The organism is Micromonospora sp. NPDC047753 (assembly GCF_040642735.1).
In the GTDB taxonomy this organism is placed as follows: Bacteria; Actinomycetota; Actinomycetes; order Mycobacteriales; family Micromonosporaceae; genus Micromonospora.
Genome location: NZ_JBEYSL010000043.1, coordinates 1 through 23,063 on the forward strand (window position 1 = coordinate 1; position 23,063 = coordinate 23,063).

The 23,063-nt window shown below is 71.4% G+C and carries 23 protein-coding genes and 2 pseudogenes; 12 read left to right on the plus strand and 13 right to left on the minus strand.

The features are described 5' to 3' along the window. Positions 1–268, plus strand: a pseudogene (locus ABZ749_RS06085) (transketolase); the annotation flags it as partial. A 5-nt stretch (positions 269–273) separates the two neighbouring features. Next, a complete protein-coding gene (locus ABZ749_RS06090) occupies positions 274–1,167 on the plus strand; it encodes a transketolase (RefSeq protein WP_357223372.1) in 894 nt (297 codons plus the stop codon). Here the strand turns inward: ABZ749_RS06090 and ABZ749_RS06095 are convergent. Then, on the minus strand, positions 1,153–1,860 hold the full coding sequence (locus ABZ749_RS06095; RefSeq protein ID WP_091397575.1) for a glycosyltransferase family 2 protein: 708 nt from the start codon (positions 1,858–1,860) through the stop codon (positions 1,153–1,155). The two genes, ABZ749_RS06090 and ABZ749_RS06095, sit on opposite strands and share 15 nt — an antisense overlap. A 123-nt stretch (positions 1,861–1,983) precedes the next feature. Between ABZ749_RS06095 and ABZ749_RS06100 the strand changes: the two genes are divergently transcribed. Further along, positions 1,984–4,203: a glycosyltransferase family 39 protein gene (locus tag ABZ749_RS06100; protein ID WP_357223332.1), complete on the plus strand. Its 2,220-nt coding sequence runs from the start codon at positions 1,984–1,986 to the stop codon at positions 4,201–4,203. Between the two features lie 146 nt (positions 4,204–4,349). After that, positions 4,350–5,951 carry a ricin-type beta-trefoil lectin domain protein gene (locus tag ABZ749_RS06105; RefSeq protein WP_357223335.1) on the plus strand — a complete coding sequence of 534 codons (1,602 nt, stop codon included), beginning with the start codon at positions 4,350–4,352 and terminating at the stop codon, positions 5,949–5,951. Positions 5,952–6,008: 57 nt separating this feature from the next. Here the strand turns inward: ABZ749_RS06105 and ABZ749_RS06110 are convergent, their stop codons facing one another. The 5 genes from ABZ749_RS06110 to ABZ749_RS06130 form a co-directional block, all read right to left on the minus strand. Continuing rightward, positions 6,009–6,608, minus strand: a complete 600-nt coding sequence (locus ABZ749_RS06110; protein ID WP_357223337.1) for a hypothetical protein — start codon at positions 6,606–6,608, stop codon at positions 6,009–6,011. 57 nt (positions 6,609–6,665) lie between these two features. Then, positions 6,666–8,129 carry a HAMP domain-containing sensor histidine kinase gene (locus tag ABZ749_RS06115; RefSeq protein WP_357223340.1) on the minus strand — a complete coding sequence of 488 codons (1,464 nt, stop codon included), beginning with the start codon at positions 8,127–8,129 and terminating at the stop codon, positions 6,666–6,668. After that, the gene (locus tag ABZ749_RS06120; protein ID WP_328651712.1) at positions 8,122–8,814 is read right to left on the minus strand and encodes a response regulator transcription factor; all 693 of its coding nucleotides are present in this window, start codon (positions 8,812–8,814) and stop codon (positions 8,122–8,124) included. The genes ABZ749_RS06115 and ABZ749_RS06120 overlap by 8 nt, the downstream gene beginning before the upstream one ends. An 89-nt stretch (positions 8,815–8,903) precedes the next feature. After that, positions 8,904–9,410 carry a hypothetical protein gene (locus tag ABZ749_RS06125; RefSeq protein WP_357193713.1) on the minus strand — a complete coding sequence of 169 codons (507 nt, stop codon included), beginning with the start codon at positions 9,408–9,410 and terminating at the stop codon, positions 8,904–8,906. A 111-nt stretch (positions 9,411–9,521) separates the two neighbouring features. Then, positions 9,522–10,535 (minus strand): aminoglycoside phosphotransferase family protein, encoded by a 1,014-nt coding sequence (locus ABZ749_RS06130; RefSeq protein ID WP_357223343.1) that lies wholly within the window; start codon positions 10,533–10,535, stop codon positions 9,522–9,524. A gap of 169 nt (positions 10,536–10,704) precedes the next feature. Here ABZ749_RS06130 and ABZ749_RS06135 point away from each other — a divergent pair, with 169 nt between their 5' ends. Together ABZ749_RS06135 and ABZ749_RS06140 are read left to right on the plus strand one after the other, a co-directional pair. Next, positions 10,705–11,643: a hypothetical protein gene (locus ABZ749_RS06135; protein ID WP_357223346.1), complete on the plus strand. Its 939-nt coding sequence runs from the start codon at positions 10,705–10,707 to the stop codon at positions 11,641–11,643. A gap of 81 nt (positions 11,644–11,724) precedes the next feature. After that, entirely contained in the window at positions 11,725–12,609 is an 885-nt protein-coding gene (locus tag ABZ749_RS06140; protein WP_357223349.1) for a maleylpyruvate isomerase N-terminal domain-containing protein, read from the plus strand. Positions 12,610–12,628: 19 nt separating this feature from the next. Here the strand turns inward: ABZ749_RS06140 and ABZ749_RS06145 are convergent, their stop codons facing one another. Beyond that, a complete protein-coding gene (locus ABZ749_RS06145) occupies positions 12,629–13,801 on the minus strand; it encodes an acetyl-CoA C-acyltransferase (protein ID WP_357223351.1) in 1,173 nt (390 codons plus the stop codon). 124 nt (positions 13,802–13,925) lie between these two features. On the opposite strand from ABZ749_RS06145, the gene ABZ749_RS06150 reads away from it, so the two are divergent. Continuing rightward, positions 13,926–14,408, plus strand: a complete 483-nt coding sequence (locus ABZ749_RS06150; protein WP_357223354.1) for a PH domain-containing protein — start codon at positions 13,926–13,928, stop codon at positions 14,406–14,408. Positions 14,409–14,424: 16 nt separating this feature from the next. Here ABZ749_RS06150 and ABZ749_RS06155 read toward each other — a convergent pair whose 3' ends face one another. Together ABZ749_RS06155 and ABZ749_RS06160 are read right to left on the minus strand one after the other, a co-directional pair. Then, positions 14,425–15,336, minus strand: a complete 912-nt coding sequence (locus ABZ749_RS06155) for a rhomboid family intramembrane serine protease (RefSeq protein ID WP_357223356.1) — start codon at positions 15,334–15,336, stop codon at positions 14,425–14,427. 94 nt (positions 15,337–15,430) lie between these two features. Beyond that, complete coding sequence (locus tag ABZ749_RS06160) at positions 15,431–15,961, minus strand: peptidylprolyl isomerase (RefSeq protein ID WP_357223359.1); 531 nt, start codon at positions 15,959–15,961, stop codon at positions 15,431–15,433. Between the two features lie 84 nt (positions 15,962–16,045). Here ABZ749_RS06160 and ABZ749_RS06165 point away from each other — a divergent pair, with 84 nt between their 5' ends. Further along, positions 16,046–16,825, plus strand: a complete 780-nt coding sequence (locus tag ABZ749_RS06165) for a hypothetical protein (protein WP_112583840.1) — start codon at positions 16,046–16,048, stop codon at positions 16,823–16,825. An 80-nt stretch (positions 16,826–16,905) separates the two neighbouring features. On the opposite strand, the gene corA is transcribed toward ABZ749_RS06165, so the two are convergent. From corA to ABZ749_RS06185, 4 genes are all read right to left on the minus strand, one after another. Continuing rightward, positions 16,906–18,060: a magnesium/cobalt transporter CorA gene (corA, locus tag ABZ749_RS06170; RefSeq protein WP_357223362.1), complete on the minus strand. Its 1,155-nt coding sequence runs from the start codon at positions 18,058–18,060 to the stop codon at positions 16,906–16,908. Between the two features lie 351 nt (positions 18,061–18,411). Further along, entirely contained in the window at positions 18,412–19,506 is a 1,095-nt protein-coding gene (locus tag ABZ749_RS06175; protein ID WP_357193690.1) for a PLP-dependent aminotransferase family protein, read from the minus strand. 106 nt (positions 19,507–19,612) lie between these two features. Continuing rightward, positions 19,613–20,071 carry an ester cyclase gene (locus ABZ749_RS06180; protein ID WP_357223364.1) on the minus strand — a complete coding sequence of 153 codons (459 nt, stop codon included), beginning with the start codon at positions 20,069–20,071 and terminating at the stop codon, positions 19,613–19,615. An 83-nt stretch (positions 20,072–20,154) separates the two neighbouring features. After that, positions 20,155–20,547 (minus strand): CBS domain-containing protein, encoded by a 393-nt coding sequence (locus tag ABZ749_RS06185; protein WP_030487774.1) that lies wholly within the window; start codon positions 20,545–20,547, stop codon positions 20,155–20,157. A gap of 109 nt (positions 20,548–20,656) precedes the next feature. Here ABZ749_RS06185 and ABZ749_RS06190 point away from each other — a divergent pair, with 109 nt between their 5' ends. From ABZ749_RS06190 to ABZ749_RS06205, 4 genes and pseudogenes are all read left to right on the plus strand, one after another. Next, complete coding sequence (locus ABZ749_RS06190; protein WP_181518408.1) at positions 20,657–21,109, plus strand: NUDIX domain-containing protein; 453 nt, start codon at positions 20,657–20,659, stop codon at positions 21,107–21,109. After that, positions 21,106–21,876, plus strand: coding sequence for a hypothetical protein (locus ABZ749_RS06195; protein ID WP_357223369.1), 771 nt, complete (start codon positions 21,106–21,108; stop codon positions 21,874–21,876). The genes ABZ749_RS06190 and ABZ749_RS06195 overlap by 4 nt, the downstream gene beginning before the upstream one ends. A gap of 78 nt (positions 21,877–21,954) precedes the next feature. Beyond that, complete coding sequence (locus tag ABZ749_RS06200) at positions 21,955–22,686, plus strand: phosphocholine cytidylyltransferase family protein (protein WP_355004454.1); 732 nt, start codon at positions 21,955–21,957, stop codon at positions 22,684–22,686. After that, positions 22,674–23,027, plus strand: a pseudogene (locus ABZ749_RS06205) (iron-containing alcohol dehydrogenase); the annotation flags it as partial. The gene ABZ749_RS06200 and the pseudogene ABZ749_RS06205, both read left to right, overlap by 13 nt. Between the last annotated feature and the right edge of the window lie 36 nt (positions 23,028–23,063).

Below are 23,063 nucleotides of genomic sequence, written 5' to 3' on the forward strand. Positions count from 1 at the left end.
CGGCGACGCCGAACTGGACGAGGGATCCAACCACGAGGCGATCGCGTACGCCGGAGCGACCGGCCTGGACAGCCTCACCGCTGTCGTGGTCGACAACGCGTCGGCCAGCCACGGGTGGGCCGGTGGCATCGCCGGCCGGTTCACCGTCAACGGTTGGACCGCCGAGACCGTCGACGGCCGGAACCACGAAGCCCTGTACGCGGCACTGACCGGGCACCGCCCGCGACACCCGCACCTGGTGGTCGCCCGCACCGGGAGCAAGGGATGACCGACATGCGTACCGCCTTCATCGACACCGCCACAGCGCTCCTCGACGAGGACCCGCGTACCGCGCTGGTGCTGGCCGACATCTCGGCGAGCCAGTTCGCCCCAGCCGGCCACCGCCACCCGGATCGGGTGCTCAACGTCGGGATCCGGGAGCAACTGATGATCGGTGTGGCCGGCGGGCTCGCCCTGACCGGGCTGCGTCCGATCGCGCACTCGTACGCGACGTTCCTGGTGGACCGGGCGTACGAGCAGATCAAGTTGGATCTGGACCACCAGGGCGTTGGCGCCGTCCTGGTCAGCATCGGCGCGTCGTACGACGGATCGGCTGAGGGTCGCACCCATCAGTCGCCCGGAGATGTGGCGCTCTTCGACTCCCTCGGTGACGGCTGGACCGTCCGGGTGCCCGGCCACCCGGACGAGGTGGGGCCGCTGCTGCGTAACGCCGCGACCACCGACGATCCGATCTACCTGCGGCTCTGCGAGCAGCGCAACACCGAGGCGTACCCGGACGCCACCCGGCTACGGGTGCTCCGGCAGGGCCCGACGAATGCGCCCCTCGTGGTGGCGGTCGGACCGATGCTCGACCCCACCCTGGCGGCGACCGAGGGAATGGACGTGACAGTGGCGTACACCCACACACCCCGGCCGCTCGACACGCCAGGGCTGCGGGCGCTCGCCAACACCGACGTGGTGTTGGTCGAGCCGTACCTGGCGGGAACGTCGAGCGCGCTCGTCAACCGGGCCCTGGCGGACGTGCCGCACCGGCTGCTCGCCCTCGGGGTAGGTCAGACCGACCTGCGACGGTACGGCGATCCGGCCGACCACGCCCGGTGGCACGGGCTGGACGCCGACGGCCTGCGGCGGTCGATCAGTGCGTTCCTGGGGTCAGTTGGCGGCTGAGACGGCGGGGCGGCGGCGAGCGCGCTCGCGCCCGAGGATCCAGATCGCCTCGACGCCGTCCTTCCAGGTGATCTTCTTGCCCTCTTCCCGGCCGCGTGCCCGGTAGCTGATCGGCACCTCGTACGGCCGGATCCGGCGACGCAGCAGCTTGCCGGTCACCTCGGCCTCCATGCCGAAGCCGCGCGAGCGCACCCCGAGCGACCGGTAGAGCGCCACCGGCATCAGCTTGAAGCAGGTCTCCAGGTCGCCGATGTACGAGTTGAACAGCACGTTGGCCGCCATCGTGACGCCCTTGTTGCCCATCACGTACCAGAAGCTGTAGGCGCTGTGGCTGCCGAAGGTGCGATTGCCGTAGACCACAGTGGCCCGGCCGTCGAGCACCGGGTCGAGCAGCTTGGGGATGTCCTGCGGGTCGTACTCCAGGTCGGCGTCGAGGATGACCATGTAGTCACCCTCCGCGCTGTCGACCGCCGTCTTGATGGCGGCACCCTTGCCGGCGTTGCGCTGGTGGGTGATGACCCGGAGGCGCGCGTCGTCGGCGCGACCGAGGACCTCGCCGGTGCCGTCGCGGCTGCCGTCATCGACGACGACCAACTCGATCTCACACGGATAGTCAACCGCCAATGCCTGCTTGAGGGCATCCGCGATGCGTTCTTCCTCGTTGTAGACCGGCATGAGGATCGAGAGCTTCACGGGGATCTCCACGGTGGCGGCAACACGTCGGCCATAGCCTAACCTGGTTGGTTTGTTTACCGCGTACCGCTACCGCTGGGCAGTCAACGCGGCGGCCTCAGATCAATGGTGTTTACTTCCGCCATGTCGGCTGCCGGCTCCCTGCTCGCGGTGGTTCCTGCCGCCGCGGTGCTTTTGCTCATCGTCGCGGTGATGCCACGAGAGGCTGGCGCGGTGGCACCGCTGCGGCTCGCCGTGGTGCGCGCCGTCCTGCTCAGCGGGGCGTACGCGGTGCTCGTCGTCGAGGTGCTCGGCGCGTCGCACGCGCTGACCCGAGGCGCGTTCACAGTCGCCTGGCTGCTTCTGCTGGTCGCAGCCGCGGCGGTGGCCGGTCTGCGCTGGCGACGGGCGATCCGCCCCGGGCAGCCGAGCGCCGCCGCACCGGTGCCGGTCAGCGCCGCGCCGGCGGTCAGCACCGCACCGCAGCCGGTCCCGGTCGGCGCTGTGGTGTCCGGTGGCGGACCCGACGTGTCCGCCCCGGCCGCCGAGCGCGGTGAGCCCGGCCCCGCGCCGATCCGGGCTGCTCGGGGGTTCGCTGACCTTCGTTCCGCAGCGGTCGAGGCGTGGCGTACGGCCCGGCCGGGTGAGCGGCTCCTCGCCGGCACGGTCGGCGGGCTGGTCCTGGTGGAGCTGCTGGTCGCGCTGCTGGCCGAGCCGAACAACTTCGACTCGCAGACGTACCACCTGCCGAAGGTGGAGCACTGGGTGGCCCAGGGCGACCTGGACTTCTGGCCCACCGCCATCCACCGGCAGGTGACCATTCCGCCCGGAGCCGAGTACCTGCTGCTGCACCTGCGCCTGCTCACCGGTGGGGACCACCTGCACAACCTGGTGCAGTGGGCGGCCGGAGTGGTCTGCCTCCTGGTGGCCGCACGGATCACCGCGCAGCTCGGCGGCGGCCGGCGGGCCCAGTTGCTCACCGCGTTCGTGCTGGCGACCACGCCGATGGTCGTGCTCCAGGCGACCAGCACGCAGACCGACCTGGTCTGCGCGGCGTGGGTGGCCTGCGCGGCGACCCTGACGCTGGACGGTCTGAGCCGACGGACCGGCTGGGGCACGCTGCTCGGGCTGGGGGCGGCCACCGGGTTGACCGCGGTGACCAAGACCAGCGGCCTGATCGCGGTCGGCCCGCTGCTGGTGCTCTGGGGACTGGCCCAGTTGAGGCTGGCCCGGGCCGATCGATCGGCGTTGGCAGGCCCGACAGCGCCCGGCGGAGGTCGGCGGGCCTGGCCGATCGGCGGGTTGGCCCGCACTGTCGGCGGTTCGGTGCTGATCCTGGTGGTCGCTGCCGTGGTGGTCGGCCCGTTCCTGGCCCGGGTGACCGCCGAGTTCGGGCACCCGCTGGGGCCGCCCCGGCTGCGCGAGTCCATCCCCATGGAGCGGCACGACCCGGCGTCGATAGTGGTCAACGCGCTGCGGATCGGGCACACCGCGTTCGACACGCCGCTGGCACCGCTGCGTCGGGCTGGAGCCGAGGTGATCATCAGCGGCGCCGAGGCGATCGGGGTCGACCCGCAGGACCGCGCGATCACCTTCGGGCGGGAGCTGTTCCCGGAGCCGGCCTGGTATCCGGACGAGGACCGGGTGGCGTTCCCGCTGGCCGGGGCGTTGGCGGTGATCGGTGCGGTGATCGCGCTCGCCCGACCACGGCGGATCACTCCCGAGCGGGCGGGGTCGCTGCGGGCGTACGCCGTGGTGGTGCTGACCGCCGTGCTGCTGCACACCGCGATGATCAAGTGGCAGCCGTGGGGCAACCGGCTGCTGCTCTACGCCGTCGTGCTCGCCACGCCCCTCGCCGGCCTCTGGCTGGACGCACTCCTGCGCAACCGCGCGGGTGGGCGTCGAACTGTTGCCACCGTGGCGGCCGTCACCGTGCTGGCCACCTCGGCGCTGGCCGGAGTGCTCGCACTGTCGTACGGCTTCCCGCGCCGGCTGGTCGGTTCCGGCTCGGTGTTCACCACCTCGGACTGGGACACCCGGTTCCTGCGCCGCCCTCAGTGGGCCGACGAGTTCCGCTGGGCGGCGACAGCGGTCCAGGACAGTGGTGCGCGACGGATCGGGCTGGTGCAGCAGAACGACAACTGGGAGTACCCGTGGTGGCTGCTGCTGCGGCAGCCCGACGGCGGCTCACCGGACCTGGTGGCGTTGCAGTCGGTGTTGCCGGAACGACCGCCGGCCGATCCCGCCTCGGTCGACGCGATCGTCTGCACCGGCAACAAGGCGGCCTGCGCCAAACTCGTCCCGGCCGGCTGGCGGCTGGAGTTCCGCAGCTACGTCGGCTACGCCCTGCCGCCGGGCCGCTAGCGCCGCCGTGGGGGTCGGATAGTCCGATCCGGGCGGTTCTGCATTCCGCGCGCAAGGATCTGAGGCGCATTCACATCTGTTGATTCGCACGTTACCGTCTGGTAACTCAATCGACGTCCCGCGATTGAGCCGAAAGGAGTGCGTCGATGCCTGCAATCCCCGCCAGGCCCGAACGCGCGACCCGACGACGGGCCATCACCGTCGCCGTCGCCGTCGCCGCTCTCGTCCTACCGATGCTCGCCGGACCGGCCACCCCCGCCACCGCCGCCGACCGACCAACCGTCCAACCACTCCCCGCCAACCTCGAAGCCATCCGGGCCGCCGAGGCGACCGCCCTCTACGGCAGCCCGGCGATCCGCCCGATCGAACAACGGCGTACCGCACTGATCACCATGGGCGACAGCGAGATCTCCGGTGAGGGGGTCGGCAACTACGTCCCCGGCACCCACCAGGACGGCAACTGGTGCGACCGCTCGTACGACCAGGCGGTCTTCCGTGCCGGCATCACGTCGGACGCGCAGTACAACATCGCCTGCTCCGGTGCCACCCCCTGGAACCTGATCGCCGGCGGCCCGACCCAGCACAACGAGCTGAACCAGGGCGACCACCTGGGCATCAAGGCGCGCAACACGCACGTGAAGCTGATCTGGGTGGTGGTCGGCGCGAACGGTGACGGCACCATCCAGTTCGGTCCGGTCGCCACCGACTGCGCCGTCCGCCGGGTCTTCTTCCAGGGCGCCTGCTACCCCGCCTACACCGACCAGTGGACGATCCGCACCGACGGCAGCCGGCAGGCGGTGGAGTCGGCGCTGAACGACATCCGGCAGACCATGACCAACGCCGGCTACCTGCGGTCGGACTACGAACTGGTGCTGATGTCGTACCCGAGCCCCGGCAGCCCCGACGTGGAGGACAACCCCAACTTCCCCGGCTGGTACTCCGGCGGTTGTCTGCTCTACCTGGCCGACGCGGCGTTCGCCCGGAACAAGGCGGTGCCGATGTTCGAGTCGGCGCTGCGCTCGGCCGCGGCGAACACCGGAACCCGCTACCTGGACGCCAGCCGGCTCTTCCACGGGCACGAGGTGTGCACCGACAACACCTCGGTGCGCGGGCTCTTCATTGAGGTCGGCATCTGGAACGAGAACGCCGCCCGGCAGTCGTTCCACCCCAACGCCCGCGGACACGGCATGTTCGCCCAGTGCATCACCCAGTTCTGGAACTCCGGGCAGACGCGGGCGAGCTGCGTCGACCCGGCCAGCACCGGCGGTGGCGTGCTCTACCCGGGTCTGCTGGAGTTCAAGCAACTGCGCAACCTGGCCACCGGCACCTGTGTCGACGGCAAGGGGTACGACTCCCGCAACGGCACCGCGCAGCAGCCGTACTCCTGCCACGGTGGGCGCAACCAGGGCTTCTGGTACGACTCGGCCCGGCGGTCGTTGCACTCGGAGCTGTCCCACGACCGTTGCCTGGACGTCGCCAACAGCTCGATGACAGCCGGAACCGCTGTCAACATCTACGACTGCAACGGCACCGGCGCGCAGCAGTTCGTCTTCTCCGGCAACCAGATCAGACCGGCCGCCGCGAGCAACCTCTGCGTGGCGTTCGACAACCCGCTGCTGGGTAGCTCCCGCCTGCGGTTGGCGAACTGCGGAAGCAGCACCCGTCAGCAGTGGTCGTTCGAAGCCCGTACCGCCGCCAACCCGGTCGGCTACGGTCACGACGACTTCATCGGCTCCCGCGTCTACTGACGAGTTCGCGTCTGCTGACGGGGGAAGGGGCCCTGGCCGATGTCAGGGCCCCTTCGCTCACTTGGCGCGGGGAACGAGGATGAGCCGGGCCACGCCCTTGTCGCCGTCCTTCGCGCCGGCGACGCCGAGCGTCGCGCCGACCTTCACCTCGCTCGGCTGCACCGTGGCCCGCCGCTCGACCACCCGCAGGTCGTCGCCGAAGGTCCAGGTCATCGTGAAGCCGTCGGTGGACTTGACGGTCATCGAGTCGCCGTCGATCGCTGTCACCTCGCCGCGCTGCACGGCGACGGTCTGCGTACCGCCGTCCTTCGTCTTCACCACCGCCTCACCGTGCAGGGTGTTCTTACGCAGCAGCACGCGGGCCTGGCGGCGCTTGCGCCACTCCTCACCGCGCTTCTCCCGGGCCTTCTCCTTCGCGCTGGGGGACGAACCCGGCGTCGGCGTGGCCGGTGCGGCGACGGTCAGCACGTCCAGGTCGTCGGCGTCGAAGCCCATCGCGGCCAGTGCCTGACCCTCGACTCCCATGGCGGCGGCGACCTCGACGGCGACATCCCGCGCGGGCTGGCTGGCCACCTCGGCCGCGCCGCAGCCGCTGACGCCGAGCGCGACCGCCGCGAGCAGTGCCGTGGTGCCGGTGGCGATACCCCAACGTGGCATGACTCTCCCTCTCTGTCAGTGGAGCCCTCAGCCTTCCCCGGAACGACGAGCGGAGCGTCAGGCCGATGTTCGAGTCAGGTAAGGATCACCGGGCAGCCGGACGGTGAAGGCGGCACCGCCCTCCGGCGCGTGCCCGGCGGCGATCTCCCCGCCCAACCGGCGGACCAGCCCGGCGGCCAGCGCCAACCCCAGCCCGCTGCCCACCTTGCGCACCCCCCGGTAACGCTCGTGCAGCGCACCGCGTTCGAAGGCCACCGCCAGGTCGTCGTCGGTGAAGCCGGGCCCGCCGTCGCGGACCTCGAACACGCCGCCGTGCGCCGGGTCCGCGCCGGCCGACCGGACCGCGAGCACCACCGGCGACCCCGGGGGTACGACCCGCAGCGCGTTCTCCAGCAGCCCGTCCAGGACCTGCCGGATCCTCCCCGGATCGGTGTACGCGGGTACCGGCTGACCGGGCGTCTCCACCCGGAATGGCACGCCCACCGCCGCGCACCGACCGGACCAGGTCGGCTGCGCGTCCACTGCCAGTTGAGTCAGGTCCACCGGCACCGGTTCCAGGGGAAAGTCGGCGGCCTCCAGCCGGGCCAGTGCCAACAGGTCGCCGATCAGCCGGTCCAGGTGCTGGGCCTCGGCCAGCATCGTCCGACCGGTGTCCACCGTGTCGTCGGCGCCGAGCACCCCGTCGGCGAGCGCCTCGGCGTACCCCCGGATCGCGGTCAGCGGGGTGCGTAGCTCGTGCGAGACGGAGAGCAGGAACTCCCGCTGTCGGCCCTCGCTGGTGGCCAGAGCGGCAGCCAGACCGTTCAACGCCTCGGCCAGGTCGGCGACCTCGTCCGGCGACTCGACCGGCACCCGGACGGCCCGGTCACCGGCGCGCAGCCGGGCGGCTGCGGTGGCCGCGACCCGGATCGGCCGGGCCAGCCGACGGGCCAGCAGCAGCCCGGCCACCACACCGGCGGTCAACCCGGCCAGCAGCGGCAACCAGAGACTGAGCAGCACCCGGGCCCACAGCCCGTTGGCCAGCGGACGGGAGAGCACCACCCCGTTGCCGCCGGGCAGGGCCCGACCCTCGACCAGGGCCCGCTCACCGTTGACGGAGCGGCGGGCCGACACGTTGCGGCCCTGCCCGATCCGCTGCACCACCCGGGGTGGCAGACCCGCCCGGTCGACCGCCCCACGGCGGATCAGGTACGCGTCGATGCCCTGGTCGCGCAGTTGTTGGATGAGCCGTTCCTCGTCGGCGCTGCGCCCCCGGTCGAGGCGGGTCCGCAGCACCTCGGCGGCGAGTCGGGCCTGGGCGGCGAGCGCTTCCTGCTCGCTCCGCTCCGCGCCCCGGATCGCCAACGGCACCGCGACGATGGCGGTGACCAGCACCGACACCAGGGCCACCGCGCAGGTGACGAGCACCGCGCGGGCGGTCAGCGTACGGCCGGGTCGGCCTCGTCGGGGTGCGGTGGGTGGGGCGCCGACCACCGGCAGGGCCATGGTCGGCGACTCGACGTGCCGGGGGTGGTCAGGCATCTACCGCGTACCCGACGCCGCGATGGGTCCGGATCACGCTCGCCGGGCCGAGCTTCGCCCGCACCTGGGCGACGTGCACGTCCACCGTCCGGGTGCCGGCGTGCGCCGCGTAGCCCCAGACTCCGGCCAGCAGCTCCTCCCGGGTGAAGACCCGGCCGGGCCGGGCCATCAGGTGGGCCAGCAGGTCGAACTCGGTGGAGGTGAGCTGCACCGGGGCACCGGCGGCGGTGACCGTGCGGCGGGCCGGGTCGAGGGTCACCGGGCCGACGACACGTGGGCGGTCCGCGCCCTCCGGGCCGCCGGCGGATCGGCGCAGCACCGCGCGGACGCGGGCGACCAGTTCCCGAGGGCTGAACGGCTTGGTGACGTAGTCGTCGGCACCCAACTCCAGGCCGACGATCCGGTCCACCTCGTCGTCACGGGCGGTGAGGAAGATGACAGGGGTCCAGTCGCCGGCCTCGCGCAGCCGGCGGCAGATCTCGGTGCCGGGCAGACCCGGCAGCGCGATGTCCAGGACGCAGGCCACCGGGCGCATCCGGCGAGCAGCGCTCAGACCGGCCTCGCCGTCACGTTCCAGGTGGACGCCGAACCCGTCCCGGGTCAGGTAGAGCCGGACCAGGTCGGCGATGGCCGGCTCGTCCTCCACGACGAGGACGAGCCCGCGATGCGGTGGTTCGACGGTCACCGGCCCATGATTGCCGACCGCGCAGGCTCGGCGCGATCGGTGTGTGTTCGAGTTCGGTAAAGGCGGGGCGACGCCCGCTCGGGGTCAGCTCACCAGGACGGAGCGAACAGCCCGGGCCGGGCGGCGGCCGGCGCGTCACCGATGCTGGCGACGACCCGCGCGCCGGGCGGCCGCAGGCGGGTCCGGAACGCCTGGTTGAGCAACGCGTCGAGCTGCCAGACCTGCTTCGGGTGACTGGTCCGGATCAGGAACCGCTCACGGATCCCGTCGATCGCGGTGGCCGCCATCTCGACCGACTGCAGCCGCGGGTCCGGGCTCCAGGTGACGTTGCTCAGCTCCCGCAACTCGGTGTTGAGATGCAGGCGCAGTCGGTGCAGGAGGCGGGTCTGCTGGGTCACCACCAGGCGGCGGTGCGTGAGTAGCAACAGGTAGTCGCCGGTGACCGGTCGGTCGGGGCGGCTGCAACGGGTGACCAGGATGGTGGCGTCACCGGAGCCGACGCAGCGCCGGAAGACCGGCATGTGCCGGCTCACCGTCTGCACGGCCAGGCCAGCCTCAGCGGCGGCCGGGAGGAACGTTCGGGAGAAGACGTCCATGACCTGCCCAACGACGTCCCCAGCAGGGTGACGTGGGTCACCCGGATTTTTTGGAAGTTCCACGCCGCCTGTCGCACTGCCTGTCCGACTTCCGACTCGGACGGATCATGGTCAGGAGTTCGGCTGAAGTGGACTGGCGGCGAACAGCTCCTCCAGCCACCCCGGGACCGCGTCGGCGTACTCGGCGCGGGACTCCTCGGCGGTGTCCAGCGCCCGACGCCAGGACAGCGACCGGCTCACCGGACCCAGGCCGATAGCGAGGTCGGCGGCCTCCACGAGGGTCCGCCGGTCGTACCGGTCGGTCCACACCTCCAGGTACGCGTCGCGCAACCGCACCAGCTGGGCGTCGTCGGGGGCAAGCTTCCCGGCGTGCCCGACGCTGCGCAGGGTCACCAGCAGCGTGCCGAACGGGTGCGCCACGGAGGCGTCGCCCCAGTCGAAGTACCGGTACCCGGCCGCGCCGGCGAAGACGTTGCCGTCGTGCAGGTCGTCGTGTTGCACGGTCGCCGCGATGCCGAGGTCGGCGAGCCGGCGGCACCGCTGCGCGTACGCCGGCAGCTCGGCCCGCAACCGCTCGTGCACCTCCGGACGGAGCCCACCCTCGGCACCGAGCAGCAGCGCCTCGTGATCGTCGAGCAGCTCGGCGAAGAGACCGGCCAGCACCTCCGGACGCTGATCCGGCACGCCGGAGGCGACCAGCTCGTCGGCGCGCGACGCGCTCGCCAGTTGCAGCGCCGCGTACCCGGGCAGCGCCCGCTCCCAGTGCGCCAGGTCGGGGTCGCGCGCCAGCACGTCGCGCAACGACTCGCCGCCGTCGGGTAGCAGCGACCAGCCCTGCGCCGGGTCCACCGCGATCGGCGTGAGCACCCGGTCGGGCGTCAACTCGGCGAGCGCCGCGATCAGGACCGCCTCGTGCACGGTGCCCGGGTTGTTGGCTTTGAACCAGACCGGGCCGTCATCGGTGGGCACCCGCCACACCAGCGACCAAGGCCGCAGCCTCGGCTCCACCGGCCCGGTCACCCGTCGGCCGGCCCGGCTGAGCTGCGCGTCGACCCAGGACCGGGCCCGCACCTGCCACTGCTCGCTGGACCAGTCGGGGTCACGCTCACCGGCGATCGTCGTCACGCTGGGCACCCTAGGCCGTCTTACCGACGTTGGGGACCGCTTTTCCGGCCGGCACGTCGCGGCGTCCCATCGAAGGCCGATTGCGCACTCTGCGAGATGCGACGGGACCACCCTGAGCGACATCATCGCTGCGCATAGTCACGTGCGAATCGGCCCGGGGAGTAGAGCTATGACGGAAACGCCGACCACAGGCACCCGAGACTTCGCGGGACCCCTCGTCGCCGAGCGTCCACACCGCAACGGCGTCATCATCGCGGTGAGCGTGGCGGCCGGAGTCCTGCTGGCCGTGCTCTGGTCCTACGAGTTCGTCGACTCGGTCATCGGTGACAGCGTCGCCAGCGGGCTCCTCGGTCACGACGCGAAGGCGACGGCGATCTCCGGTACCGCCGCCGGCCTGGTGTTCGCATTCGTGTCGGGCCTCGCTGGCACCTTCACCGCGTGCAACATCGCGATGCTCGCGTCCATCGGGCCGCTCGGCGCGGCAAGCGGTGGCAACGGCGACCGACTCCGGCTGCTGTTGCGGCCGGTCGGCTACCTCACCCTGGGCATGGTCGCCGTCGCTGCGGTGTACGGGTTCGTCGGAGTCCTCCTGGGCGACCGGCTCCCCCAGTTGTCCACCGAGACCGCCGGTGGAGTGCCGGTACGCATCATCCAGTCGTCAGTGGTGTTCGGTGTCATCGGACTGGCCCTCATCTACCTCGGGCTGGCCGCGATCGGGACGGTGCGGGACGTGTTCGACGACCGACCGGTCGCGCGGGTGATCACTCTCGGCGCGCTCATCGGCGGCTTCCTCATCGGCCGGCCGTACCCGCTGTTCAACAAGTTGTTCCACTGGGCGGTCGACAGCGGCAACCCGCTTTACGGTTCGGCCGCGTTCGTTCTGCAGTCCCTCGGCAACATCGTGGTGGTCACCGCGCTGTTCGCACTGCTGATCATGCTCACCCGCGGCCGGTTCATCGGCTGGCTCGCCGCCGACGTGCGGCGCAGCATGGTGCTCAGCGGCGCCCTGCTCATCGCCCTCGGGGTCTTCACAGTCGTGTACTGGGACGTCCGGGTGCCCTCGATCTTCGGCTTCGGCTGGTTCCCCACCATGTTCTACAACCACTGACGCCGGTCCGGACCTGCGGCCCGCGGCGAAGACGGCACGTTCGAAGATGCTCCGGCACGTCAGGTCCCCGATGCTGTTCGGATGACTGGCGCGGCAGACCCGAACCGGTGGAGTGTGGCCAACACGGCACTGCGAACGGCAACCGACCGGTTCACCGACCTGGTGACCGCCGCGCCCTCGCCCGTCGTCATGGCGACCGCCGACTGGACAGTGGCCGACACGCTGGCCCACGTGGTGTCGATCGCGATGTTGTACGTGTCGAGACTGGAGGGCACCGAGGTCCCCATCCGGGTGCCGGGGCTGGAGGACCTGCTCGCCACCACGAACGTGGACACGGTGGCCGACGTCAATGCCCACGTGCTCGCCCACTTCACCGAACGCGATCCGCAGGTGCTGCTGACGCAGCTGAACACCATGGTCGACCGCCTCCTGGCGACGTCGGCCGATCCGCGATCGACGGTGAGTTGGTTGGGCAACGCGCGGGTGACGGTCGGCGGCCTGTTCGCCCATCTGACCAACGAGCTGCTGGTGCACGGCTGGGACATCGCCCGGGCGCTCCGCCGGGCGTGGCCGATGCCGGACGAGCACGCCGCGCTCTACTGGGACCTGTTCATGTTCGACATGCTGCGCGACACGTACGGGGTGCTGCTCAACACCGAACTGCCGACGCCCCGGCACGATGTGTCGGTGCAGTTCCGCTCACGGTACGTACCGACGACGACGCTGACCCTGGGCGACCGCCGGGTGTGGATCGCGGCTCCCGACGCCCCGTTCGACGCGAGCGTGACGTTCCGCCCCGCCCGGTTCAACCTGATGATGTTCGGCCGGATCAGCATCGCGCAGGCGGTGCTGCGGCGCGACGTCGTCATCGGTGGGCCGAGGCCGTGGCGACTGCCCGCGTTCCTCCGGGTCGTGCACATGCCCAACGGTCGGCTCGCGCCCCCACCAGCATCCCGGCGGGAGTGACCGGTGTGTGGCGGTGCCCTCAGACCAGCTCGACGATTGTGGCGTTGGCCATGCCGCCGCCCTCGCACATGGTCTGAAGGCCGTAGCGGATGCCGTTGTCCCGCATGTGCTGGAGCATGGTCGTCATGATCCGGGCACCGGAGCCGCCGAGCGGGTGGCCGAGGGCGATCGCCCCGCCACGCGGGTTGAGCCGCTCCGGGTCCGCCTCGGTCTCCGCCAGCCAGGCCAGCGGCACCGGGGCGAACGCCTCGTTCACCTCGTACACCCCGATCTCCTCGATGCCCAGCCCCGCGCGGCGCAGCGCCTTCGCGGTGGCCGGGATGGGTGCGGTGAGCATGGTGACCGGGTCGTCGGCGGCGACCACTGCGGTGTGGATCCGGGCCAACGGGCGCAGGCCGTGTCGGCTGGCCCAGTCGGAGGTGGTCACCGCGAGGGCCGCGGCGCCGTCGGAGATCTGGGACGCGGAACCGGCGGTCACCACGCCGTCGGCGCGGAACGGGGTGGCGAGCTCACCCAGCTTTTCCAGGGAGGTCTCCCGGCGGATGCCCTCGTCGGCGGCGAACTTGCCGCCGTCGGCGAGCGGCACCGGGGTCAGCTCCGGGTCGAACGCGCCGGCGTCCTGCGCGGCTGCCGCCTTCTCGTGGCTGGCCAGCGCGAACTCGTCCAGCTGGGTACGCGAGAGACGCCACCGTTGGGCGATCAGCTCGGCCCCGACCCCCTGGTTGAACGGCAGCGGCGCGTCGTCGGCGAAGCCCTCGACGCCCCGGTAACGGGCGCGCAGCTGGTCGCTGAACGGCATGCCGCCGGCCACACTGGAGCCCATCGGCACCCGGGTCATCGACTCGACGCCGCCGGCGACCACCAGGTCGGCCTGACCGGAGAGCACCGTCGCGGCGGCGAAGTGCAGGGCCTGCTGGCTGGAGCCGCACTGCCGGTCGAGCGTCGTGCCGGGGACCGTCTCGGGCCAGCCGGCGGCGAGCACACCGTTGCGGGCGATGTTCCACGACTGCTCGCCGACCTGGGACACGCAGCCCCAGAAGACATCGTCGACCTGGGCCGGGTCGAGCCCGGTGCGCTCGGCGAGGGCGCGCAGCACGTGCGCCGAGAGGTCGACCGGGTGGACGCCGGCGAGGCTGCCCTTGCGGCGTCCGACCGGGGTACGAACCGCGCCGACGATGACCGCGTCACTCATGTTTACTCCCCGGTAACTTGGGCTGCCCCGATCCTACGTCGTCCATCGACCCTCCGGCGTCGATCATGGACTTGTGGTGGGCAGAAGCTCCCGTTTCGCACCATATTTGGGGCACCACAACTGCATGATCGACCCGCGCGGGGGCGGCGATTCGGCTTACCGCTGGCATGCTGGGCGGGTGACTGAGACCTCCCCGGCCCGGCAGTGGCGAGTGCCGGCGAGCCTGCCGGCGGCGAAACTGGCCGGTGTGGTTCTGCTCATCGCGCTCGGTCTGCTCTTCGCCGACGGCGACCCGGTCCGGCTGGCACTGGCCGTCCTGGCCGCCGCCGCGCTGGCCGGCTGGGCGGTACGTGACCTGGTCGCGCCGGTCCGGTTGGCGGTGGACCCGGCCGGGCTCACCGTCATCCACGGCTACGCCGGCCGGCGGCTGCTGCCCTGGTCGACGGTCGAGGCGATCGCCGTCGACCGGCGGCCCCGCCTCGGGCTCACCAGCGAAACCCTGGAGATCGACGCGGGCAACTCGCTGCATCTGTTCGGCCGGTACGACCTGGGGGCCACCCCGGAAGAGGTGGCCGCCGCACTGCGCGCCGCCCGCCCTGCCAGGTGAGCAGTGCGGCGGTCTGTCAGGTGAGCAGTGCGGCGGTCCGGAAGAGCACCAGCGCGAGCAGGATCAGCAGGATCAGCGCCCCACCGGTGACCTGCACCAGCGTGCGCCGACCACGTGGCGCGTACGCGAGCACCAACGCCATCAGCGCGCCGACCACCAGGCCGCCCAGGTGCCCGGGGATCGAGATGCCCGGCACAGCCAGCGTGAACACCAGGTTGATCACCAGGATCGGGATGATCCGGGAGATGTCCCGGCCCAACCTGCGCTCGATGATGATCAGCGCGGCGAAGAGACCGAACACGGCCGTCGACGCGCCGACGGTGGCCGCCCGTGGGCTGCTGAACAGGTAGGCGGCCACGTTGCCGCCGAGGCCCGCGATCAGGTAGAGCGCGGCGAACCGCACCCGCCCGAGGTTGGCCTCCAACGACCGGCCGAGCACCCACAGCGCCCACATGTTGAGCAGCAGGTGAAGTACGCCATAGTGCAGGAACATCGCCGTGACCAGCCGGTACCACTGGCCCTCGGCGATCCCGCCCAGCGTGTAGTCGGAGAGGTAGGCCCGGCCGAGCACCGCACCCCACTCGGTCAGCGGCGTGCTGCCACCCATCAGGCCGCCGAAGCCGGAACCGCCGACCGCCGCGTCCCCGCCCCGGGCGGAGGCGATGGAGGCCAGCAGGAACAGCACGTTCACGGCGATCAGCGCCTTGGTGACATAGCCGTGCCGGCCGGCCGTACCGCCGCCGAAGGCGGTACGCGCCGGCCGGACACTGCGACGTCCCTCGTCGACGCACTCCGGGCACTGGTGCCCGACGGACGCCTCTCGCATGCAGTCCGGACAGATCGGCCGGTCGCAGCGGGCGCACCGGACGTAGGTCTCCCGGCCGGGGTGCCGGTAGCAGACCGGGGTGGTCGGTGGAGACTCGCTCACCGGGCCGACCCTCCGTCCGCCACCGCACGGTCCACCGGCACCGGCCGTGCTCCGGAGCGCTCAATCATGCGAGCAAAGGTACCTCGCCGGTCGCTCAGGAAGCGGACCGCTCGATCTCGACCCGCTCGATGACGACGTCCTGGAGCGGACGGTCGCTCGGACCGGTCGGGGTGTTCGCGATCGAATCCACGATCTTCACCGACTGCTCGTCGGCGACCTGGCCGAAGATCGTGTGCCGGTTGTTGAGGTGCGGCGTCGGGGACACCGTGATGAAGAACTGCGAACCGTTGGTGCCCGGTCCGGCGTTCGCCATCGCCAGCAGGTACGGACGGTCGAACCGCAGCTCCGGGTGGAACTCGTCGGCGAACTTGTAGCCCGGGCCGCCCCGGCCGGTGCCGGTCGGGTCGCCCATCTGGACCATGAAACCGCTGATCACCCGGTGCGAGATGGTGCCGTCGTAGTACGGACCACTGCCCGGCTGACCGGTGCGCGGGTCGGTGTACTCACGGTTGCCCTCGGCCAGGTCGACGAAGTTGCGGACGGTCTTCGGCGCGTGGTTGGGGAAGAGCTCCAGCCGGATCGGGCCAGCGTTGGTGTGCAGGGTGGCGTAGACAGCCTCGGCCACGGGTACTCCTCACTCGTTGGTCAGTTCCATGCGGATCCTCCCATGTGCCCGATCTGGCATCGCGGAGGCATCCGAAGGTGGAGGATGACGAAGGAACAACTCCCAGGAGGTAGGACCGTGTTTGGATTCGGGCGGCGTAAGTCCCAGGGGCAGTTGGCGAAGGCCGAGCTGAACCAGAGCATCAGCCACCTGATGCTGGCAGCCAACCACGCCGCGAAGGGCGCTGGCGCGACCGTCGGCCCGCGGGTCCAGGTGGCCCGAGGTTACGTCGCACCGACCGCCGCGAAGGTACGCGACCGCGCGTCGACCGGCTGGGGGACGACTCTCACCACGCTGGCACCGCTGGCGGCGGCTGCTCGTGACGGCGCCGCGCAGGCAGGGCCGCTGACCAGGAAGGCCAAGTCGAAGACCATGCGGATCACCGGTAAGAAGAAGCAGCCGCGTCGTCGCGGCTCGATGATGACCGGCCTGTTGGCGGCGGGTGCCATCGCCGGCCTGGCCGGCGCGGTCGCGCTGCGTCGCCGTCGGGAGCAGCAGGAGTGGGCCGAGTACGACCCGACCCGCAGCACCCTGGAGCCCATGCGCGACGAGGTCGACTCGATCGAGGTGCGTACGCCGTCCGCCGCCCGGGGCTCAGACGGGTCCGCCATGTCCGGCGCGGCGGGGATGACCGGCGCGGGCAGCTCGGCGGTGGCCGGCGGCTCCAGCGCCAGCACCACCGCCCCGGCCAAGCAGACCGGTGTCCGCCCGACCGACAAGGTCCCGTCGGTCGCCGAGGGTGCCACCGACGTCTCCGGTCGGCCGACCGACGACCTCACCAAGGCGCTGGGCAAGGACACGGCCCGCACCAACGGCCGCCGCTGAGCTCAACAGCAGCGCATCGGAGCGCCGGCGAGTGGTCACCCACTCGTCGGCGCTTCCGCGTGCGCGGCGCTGTCGCCGGTTCAGAGCCAGCCGTTGCGGCGGAACCAGCGGTAGAGGGCCAGTGAGACGCCGAGCATGAGGGCGAGCGCCACCGGATAGCCGTACGTCATCTTCAGCTCGGGCATGTTGTCGAAGTTCATGCCCTCGACGCCGGCGATGGAGGTCCAGACCGCGGCGATGGCCGCCCACGCGGCGATCTTGCGCATGTCGTTGTTCTGGTCGACGGTGACCTGGGCCAGCCGCGCCTGGAGGATCGAGTTCAGCAGGTCGTCGTAGGAGTTCACCTGCTCGACGGTGCGGCTCAGGTGGTCCTGCACGTCCCGGAAGTACTTGCGGATCTCCTTCGGCACGTCCCGGTTGACCTGGGAGGTCAGCGTCATCAGCGGCCGTTGCAACGGCACCACCGCCCGCTTGAACTCGACCAGCTCCCGCTTCATCTGGTAGATCCGCTGGATCCGCCCGTGGCCCTGCCGGTCGAAGACCTCCGCCTCCAGCACGTCCAGGTCGTCCTCGATCTGCTCGGCCACCTCCAGATAGAGGTCGACCACCCGGTCGGTCACCCCGTACGCCACCGCCCACGGGCCGTGCAGCAGCAACTCCTGCTTGGTCTCCAGGTCGGCGCGGATCGGGGCGAGCCGGCAGGCGTCGCCGTGCCGGACGCTGATCACGAAGTTCGGGCCGATGAAGAGCATCACCTGCCCGGTCTCCACCACCTCGGAGTTCTCGGTCAGCTCGGTGTGCTCGCAGTAGCGGGCGGTGCGCAGCACCAGGAAGACGACGTCGCCGAACCGCTCCAGCTTGGGGCGCTGCTCGGCCTTGACCGCGTCCTCGACCGCCAGCTCGTGCAGGCCGTAGGTCTCCGCGATGGCGGTCATCTCGGCCAGCTCCGGCTGGTGCAGACCGATCCAGACGAAGCCGTGCTCCTCGCGGCGGGCAGCGGCCAACGCCTCCGCGTAGGTCCAGTCGCCGGGCTGCCGCTTGCCGTCGACGTAGAGCGCGCAGTCGACCACAGCGCTGCGGCCGGTGCCCGTACCCGTCGGGGCCGGCGCGGGCGGCGAGCCGTCGGCGTTGAGGATCCGGGTCATCGCCCGGACCGGGGAGGGCCACGCCCGAGGTCGCAGCACCCGACCGGTGGTCGACGCTGCCGTCCGGTCCCGCTCTGTCCGATCCGTCATCGCGTCACCTCCCGCGCTCAGTCAGCGGCTTGCAGGCTACGCCGATCGCGGTCGAAGACCGGTGTGACGGCGGTCGCGGTCGAAGACCGGTGTGACGGCGGTCGCGTGGGGGCGGCGCCGGGCGGGCCGGGCCGCATCGGGGGGTGTGCGGGGGACGACACGGCCCACCCGGCACCTGTGGGGGCGGGAGGTTGTGCTGCCGCGTCGACCCAGCGGGACCGAGCCCGGAGGCCGGCGGTGAACACCGCAACTCGCGGGGTGACGCTCGCAGCATTGTGGGCCAGCCGGCCGCCCGGAGGGGAGCCCCGGGACGGCCGGCATCGTCGTTCTGTCAGGAACCCGACAGTTGAGTCAGCTGCGGACGGCCTCGACGGCCGAGGCGAGCCGCCGGACGCCCTCGTCGATCCGATCGGCGGTCACCGCCGAGAAGGCCAGCCGGAGAGCGTGCCGCCCGCCGTCCAGCACGAAGTCACTGCCCTTGACCACGGCGACCCCGCGCTCGGCCGCCGCCGGGGCGAGCCGGTCGACCAGCACGTCCTCCGGGAACTCCACCCAGAGGAAGTAGCCGCCGTCGGGCTCCACGAACCGCGCCTGCGGCAGGTGCCGGCGCAACGACTCGGCGAGCACCTGGGCCCGCTCGCCGAGCGCCGCCCGAACCGTCTCGATCGAGCGGTCGATGTCACCGGAGACGCAGAACTGGTGCACGATCGCCTGGGACACCATCCCGGGGGAGATGTAGAGGCTCGTCGCGTTCTTCGCGATGGAGGCGATCAGGTCGGCCGGGCCGACCAGGTAACCGACCCGCACACCCGGGCACACCGTCTTGGTGAAGCTCGACGCGTGCACCACCACGTTGCGGGTGTCCAGCGAGAGCATCGACGGCAGCGCCTCGCCACGGAAGCGGACGTCCGCGTACGGGTCGTCCTCGAAGATCGTGAACTCGTACTCGGCGGCCAGGTCGAGCAGCTCCCGGCGCTTCTCCAGGGACAGCGTCATGCCGGCCGGGTTCTGGTAGTTCGGGATGACGTGCGCGAGCCGGGGGCGGACCCCGGACTCCAGCAGCTTGCGCAGCTCGGCAGTGTCCAGCCCGTCCGGTTGGACGGCGACGCTGTGCAGCTCACTGCCCATCCGCTGGAGGTTGAGCAGCGTCCGGTCGTACGTCGGGCGCTCCACCACCACCGCGTCGCCCGGGCGGACCAGGTGGTCGAAGAGGAACGCGTCGGCCTGAAGCGACCCATTGGTGACCAGCACCTGGTCGGCCTCGACCCCGTGCTTCTCGGCGATCCACTTCCGCAGCGGAAGGTACCCGACGGAGGTGCCGTACGCCGTCACCCCCGCGGGGTCGGCGTCGAAGGCGCGGACGGCGGCGGCCTTGAGCCCCTCGACATCGACGATGTCCAGGGAGGGAGCCCCACGGGCAAAGGAGATCAACTGCTCGGCGGTCATGGATATTGAGCGTACGGGCGACGGCGGGGGACACGCGGTCGGCACGGCGATGTCCGCATCCTGAGCCACCGGGTCGGGTGACGGCACTCCACCGGTCGGCGGCAGATCAGACCGGAAGGGCGAGCGCGTCGTGCTGCGCACCCCGGGAAAGTCCCTCCAGCTGCACCCCGAGCGCGTCGAGGAGCTGACTCCAGTCGAAGTAGGAGCGCCAGGCGGTGATCCGACCCTTACGGGCCCGGACCACGTCGGCCACCTCCCAGCTCACCAGCCGGCCGGTCGGCGCGACGGTGCCGTACGGCGAATGCAGGGTGCCGGTGTGGGTGCCGGTCAGCCGCAGCTCGACAGCGGCGCCCCCGCCGGTGCGGACCGCGCCCATCGGGTCGACTCGCAGATCCGGGAAGGCGCCGGTCCAGGTGCGCAGCAGGGCAGGCAGCTCGATCGGACGGACCGTCACGCCCGGCATGGCGTAGAACGCCTCGGGGGCGTAGAGATCCGGCAGCCGGGCCACGTCCCGACGCAGGAGCATTGCGTACTGCTGCTCGACCAGCCGCTCCGCGTCACGCATCGGGACCTCCCCCACGGGCCACGGCATCTCCGCGCCCGCAAGGGATGTCTACCCATCGATCCGGCCCCGCACACCACCCCCGGTCAGGTGGTGGCGACCGCCTGGCTCTCCGACCAGACCCGCATGATGTCCCGCACGGAGATCACGCCGGCCACCTCCCGGCCGTCCAGCACCACCAGGTGCCGGAATCCGCCCCGGGCCATCGCGGCGGCGGCCTCGGCCACCGTCCACTCCGGCCCCGCGTAGACCACGTCCCAGGTCAGGTGCGCGCCGGTGCGTTCCACGTCGCAGTCCAGACCGGCACCAATGGCCTTCAACACGTCACGTTCGGTCATGATCCCCACGCCCTCGGAATCCGGGTCGATCACGACCGCCGACCCGACACCGCGGGCCGACATCATCCGGGCCGCCTGGCGGAGCGTGTGCTCCGGACCGACGACGAGGACCTGGCTGGACATCGCATCCCGTACCTGCATCACACATCACCCCTTTGGGACGGTGGCATTCGGTACGGACATGGTGGTCGGTGGATGTTTCCGGGACAAGAGCGGCATCGCACAAGCTGCGGACGCTGGCTACTGTCGGATGGTGTCCACCGAGCCCCTGCGCTGCGCCGGCGCGCTGATCGTCGACCATGACGGCCGCATCTTCTTTCAGCGCCGCTCACCACACCGACGCCTGTTTCCCAACTGTTGGGACATCGTCGGCGGCCACGTGGAGCCCGGTGAGGACATCGACGAGGCGTTGCGCCGGGAGATCACCGAGGAGACCGGCTGGGTCCTCTCACACGTCCTGGGCCAGGTGGGCGAGTACAGCTACGTCGGCGACGACGGCCTGGCCCGGACCGAGTACGACTTCCTGGTCCGCGTCGACGGTGACCTCGACCGCCCGATGCTGGAGGCCGGCAAGCACACCGAGTACCGCTGGCTGGCCGAGCACGAGGTGACGGTGCTCGACGAGCACCGCGACGTCAACGACGGGCTGATCCGGCGGATCGCGGAGGAGGGCTTCGCCGTCCTGCGGTCGATCGGTCTGTGAACGCCATCGACCTGGCGCCCCACCGGATCGCCGGGCTGCTCGCACCGGCCGTGGACCGCACCTTCCGCGCCGGCATCCTGGCCGGCCGGGACGGCGGTGGCGCCGAGTTGTCCCAGCGCTACGGCGGCATCACCGCCACCGGCTTCCTGGTCGACCTGCGCACCCGGCTGGCCGCACCCGGTGGCACCGTCGACGGGCAGGGGTTCGCGGCCATCACCCGCTACCAGGACCCGGTCGCCTGCCGGCGGAGCGTGGACAAGCAGGTGGCCCACGGGATGATCTACCGCGGCCCGGACGGCTCCCTGTCCGCCACCGAGCGGGGCGCGGCGTTCCTCGCCGAGCTGTACCAGGTGCACGCCGAGGTCACCGAGGAGTTGTGGGCCGGCCACGACGACCGGGTGGCCCGGCTGGTGTCCATGCTCGGCCGACTGCTGTCGTACGCACTCGTGCTGGCCGACGAGGAGACGAACCCGGTCGCCTCCTCGGCCTTCACCGCACTGGCACCCCCGTACGAGCCGGACGGCGCACCGTCGGGCGTGCTGCTGCTCAACCGGCTGGGCACGCTGCGACACCATCGGGCCGACGCGCACGCCGCCGCCTGGACCGCCGCCGGACACACCGCGTCGAGCATCGCCGCCCTGCCGGCCGGTCCCGAGCGACTCGCCATCGAACTGGAGACCGACCGGCGGGCCGCCGCCCCGTACGCCGCGCTCAGCGCGGAGGAGCGCCTGACCATGCTCGCCGACCTGGCGGCCTTGCCCGGCTGACCCGGTTGGCCGGAGCGGCGCACCCGGCCGGCGCTATCCTCCACCGGTGACCGGAGCAGGACTAGGGAGGATGTCGCGATGATCGGAATGGTGCTCGCGGCCGGAGCGGGACGACGGCTGCGCCCGTACACCGACACCCTGCCCAAGGCGTTGGTGCCGGTGGACGGCGAGACGACGATCCTGGACATCGCGCTGGGCAACCTTGCCGAGGTCGGTCTCACCGACATCGTGATCGTCGTCGGGTACGCGGCGGACGCGGTCGTCTCCCGCCAGGCGGAGCTGGAAAAGAAGTACGGGGTCACCCTCACCCTTGTGCACAACGACAAGGCCGAGGAGTGGAACAACGCCTACTCGCTCTGGCTGGCCCGGGAGTACTTCGCTCGCGGCGTGCTGCTGGTCAACGGGGACACCGTGCACCCGGTGAGCGTGGAGAAGACCCTGCTCGCCGAGCGTGGTCCGGGCATCCTGCTGGCCGTGGACACCCTCAAGCCGCTGGCCGAGGAGGAGATGAAGACCACCTTCGACGCCGCCGGCCAGCTCACCCGGATCACCAAGATCATGGACCCGGGCGAGGCGTACGGGGAGTACATCGGCGCGACACTGATCGAACCGCAGGTCGCCGACGCCCTCGCCGACGCGCTGGAGGCGACCTGGCGACGGGACCCGAACCTCTACTACGAGGACGGCTACCAGGAGTTCTCCGACCGGGGCGGGGAGGTGCGGGCGGCGCCGATCGGTGACGTCCTGTGGGTCGAGGTCGACAACCACGCCGACCTGGCCCGCGCGCGGGAGATCGCGTGCCGCTACTAGCTCGGAGCGTCCTCACCCCGCTGCACATCGACGTGCGACGCGGGGCGGTCGCCGACCTGGGCGCGATCCTGGCCGACGGGCGGATCTCCTCCGGGGGCGACGTCGCGGTGGTGGTCGGCCCGGGTCAGGGTGCCCAGATCGCGGAGCTGATCCGACCGTCGCTGCGCTCGGCGGACGTTTTCACCGTCTCCGGCGGGACACTGGACGCCGCCGACGACCTGGGCGGCAAACTCCGCGCCCGGTCCTACGACGCGGTGGTCGGCATCGGTGGCGGCAAGACCATCGACGTGGCCAAGTACGCGGCGACCCGCCGAGGGCTGCCGATGGTGTCGGTGGCGACCAGAGACGAATAGACAGAACGAAGGTACGGTTCCGCC

Bases quoted from the DNA above. Each gene is read 5' to 3' on its own strand.
- ABZ749_RS06090 (WP_357223372.1), top strand. From the start codon at position 274: ATGCGTACCGCCTTCATCGACACCGCCACAGCGCTCCTCGACGAGGAC.
- ABZ749_RS06100 (WP_357223332.1), top strand. From the start codon at position 1,984: ATGTCGGCTGCCGGCTCCCTGCTCGCGGTGGTTCCTGCCGCCGCGGTG.
- ABZ749_RS06105 (WP_357223335.1), top strand. From the start codon at position 4,350: ATGCCTGCAATCCCCGCCAGGCCCGAACGCGCGACCCGACGACGGGCC.
- ABZ749_RS06110 (WP_357223337.1), bottom strand. From the start codon at position 6,608: ATGCCACGTTGGGGTATCGCCACCGGCACCACGGCACTGCTCGCGGCG.
- ABZ749_RS06115 (WP_357223340.1), bottom strand. From the start codon at position 8,129: ATGCCTGACCACCCCCGGCACGTCGAGTCGCCGACCATGGCCCTGCCG.
- ABZ749_RS06125 (WP_357193713.1), bottom strand. From the start codon at position 9,410: ATGGACGTCTTCTCCCGAACGTTCCTCCCGGCCGCCGCTGAGGCTGGC.
- ABZ749_RS06135 (WP_357223346.1), top strand. From the start codon at position 10,705: ATGACGGAAACGCCGACCACAGGCACCCGAGACTTCGCGGGACCCCTC.
- ABZ749_RS06140 (WP_357223349.1), top strand. From the start codon at position 11,725: ATGACTGGCGCGGCAGACCCGAACCGGTGGAGTGTGGCCAACACGGCA.
- ABZ749_RS06145 (WP_357223351.1), bottom strand. From the start codon at position 13,801: ATGAGTGACGCGGTCATCGTCGGCGCGGTTCGTACCCCGGTCGGACGC.
- ABZ749_RS06150 (WP_357223354.1), top strand. From the start codon at position 13,926: ATGATCGACCCGCGCGGGGGCGGCGATTCGGCTTACCGCTGGCATGCT.
- ABZ749_RS06165 (WP_112583840.1), top strand. From the start codon at position 16,046: ATGACGAAGGAACAACTCCCAGGAGGTAGGACCGTGTTTGGATTCGGG.
- corA (WP_357223362.1), bottom strand. From the start codon at position 18,060: ATGACGGATCGGACAGAGCGGGACCGGACGGCAGCGTCGACCACCGGT.
- ABZ749_RS06175 (WP_357193690.1), bottom strand. From the start codon at position 19,506: ATGACCGCCGAGCAGTTGATCTCCTTTGCCCGTGGGGCTCCCTCCCTG.
- ABZ749_RS06180 (WP_357223364.1), bottom strand. From the start codon at position 20,071: ATGCGTGACGCGGAGCGGCTGGTCGAGCAGCAGTACGCAATGCTCCTG.
- ABZ749_RS06185 (WP_030487774.1), bottom strand. From the start codon at position 20,547: ATGCAGGTACGGGATGCGATGTCCAGCCAGGTCCTCGTCGTCGGTCCG.
- ABZ749_RS06190 (WP_181518408.1), top strand. From the start codon at position 20,657: ATGGTGTCCACCGAGCCCCTGCGCTGCGCCGGCGCGCTGATCGTCGAC.
- ABZ749_RS06200 (WP_355004454.1), top strand. From the start codon at position 21,955: ATGATCGGAATGGTGCTCGCGGCCGGAGCGGGACGACGGCTGCGCCCG.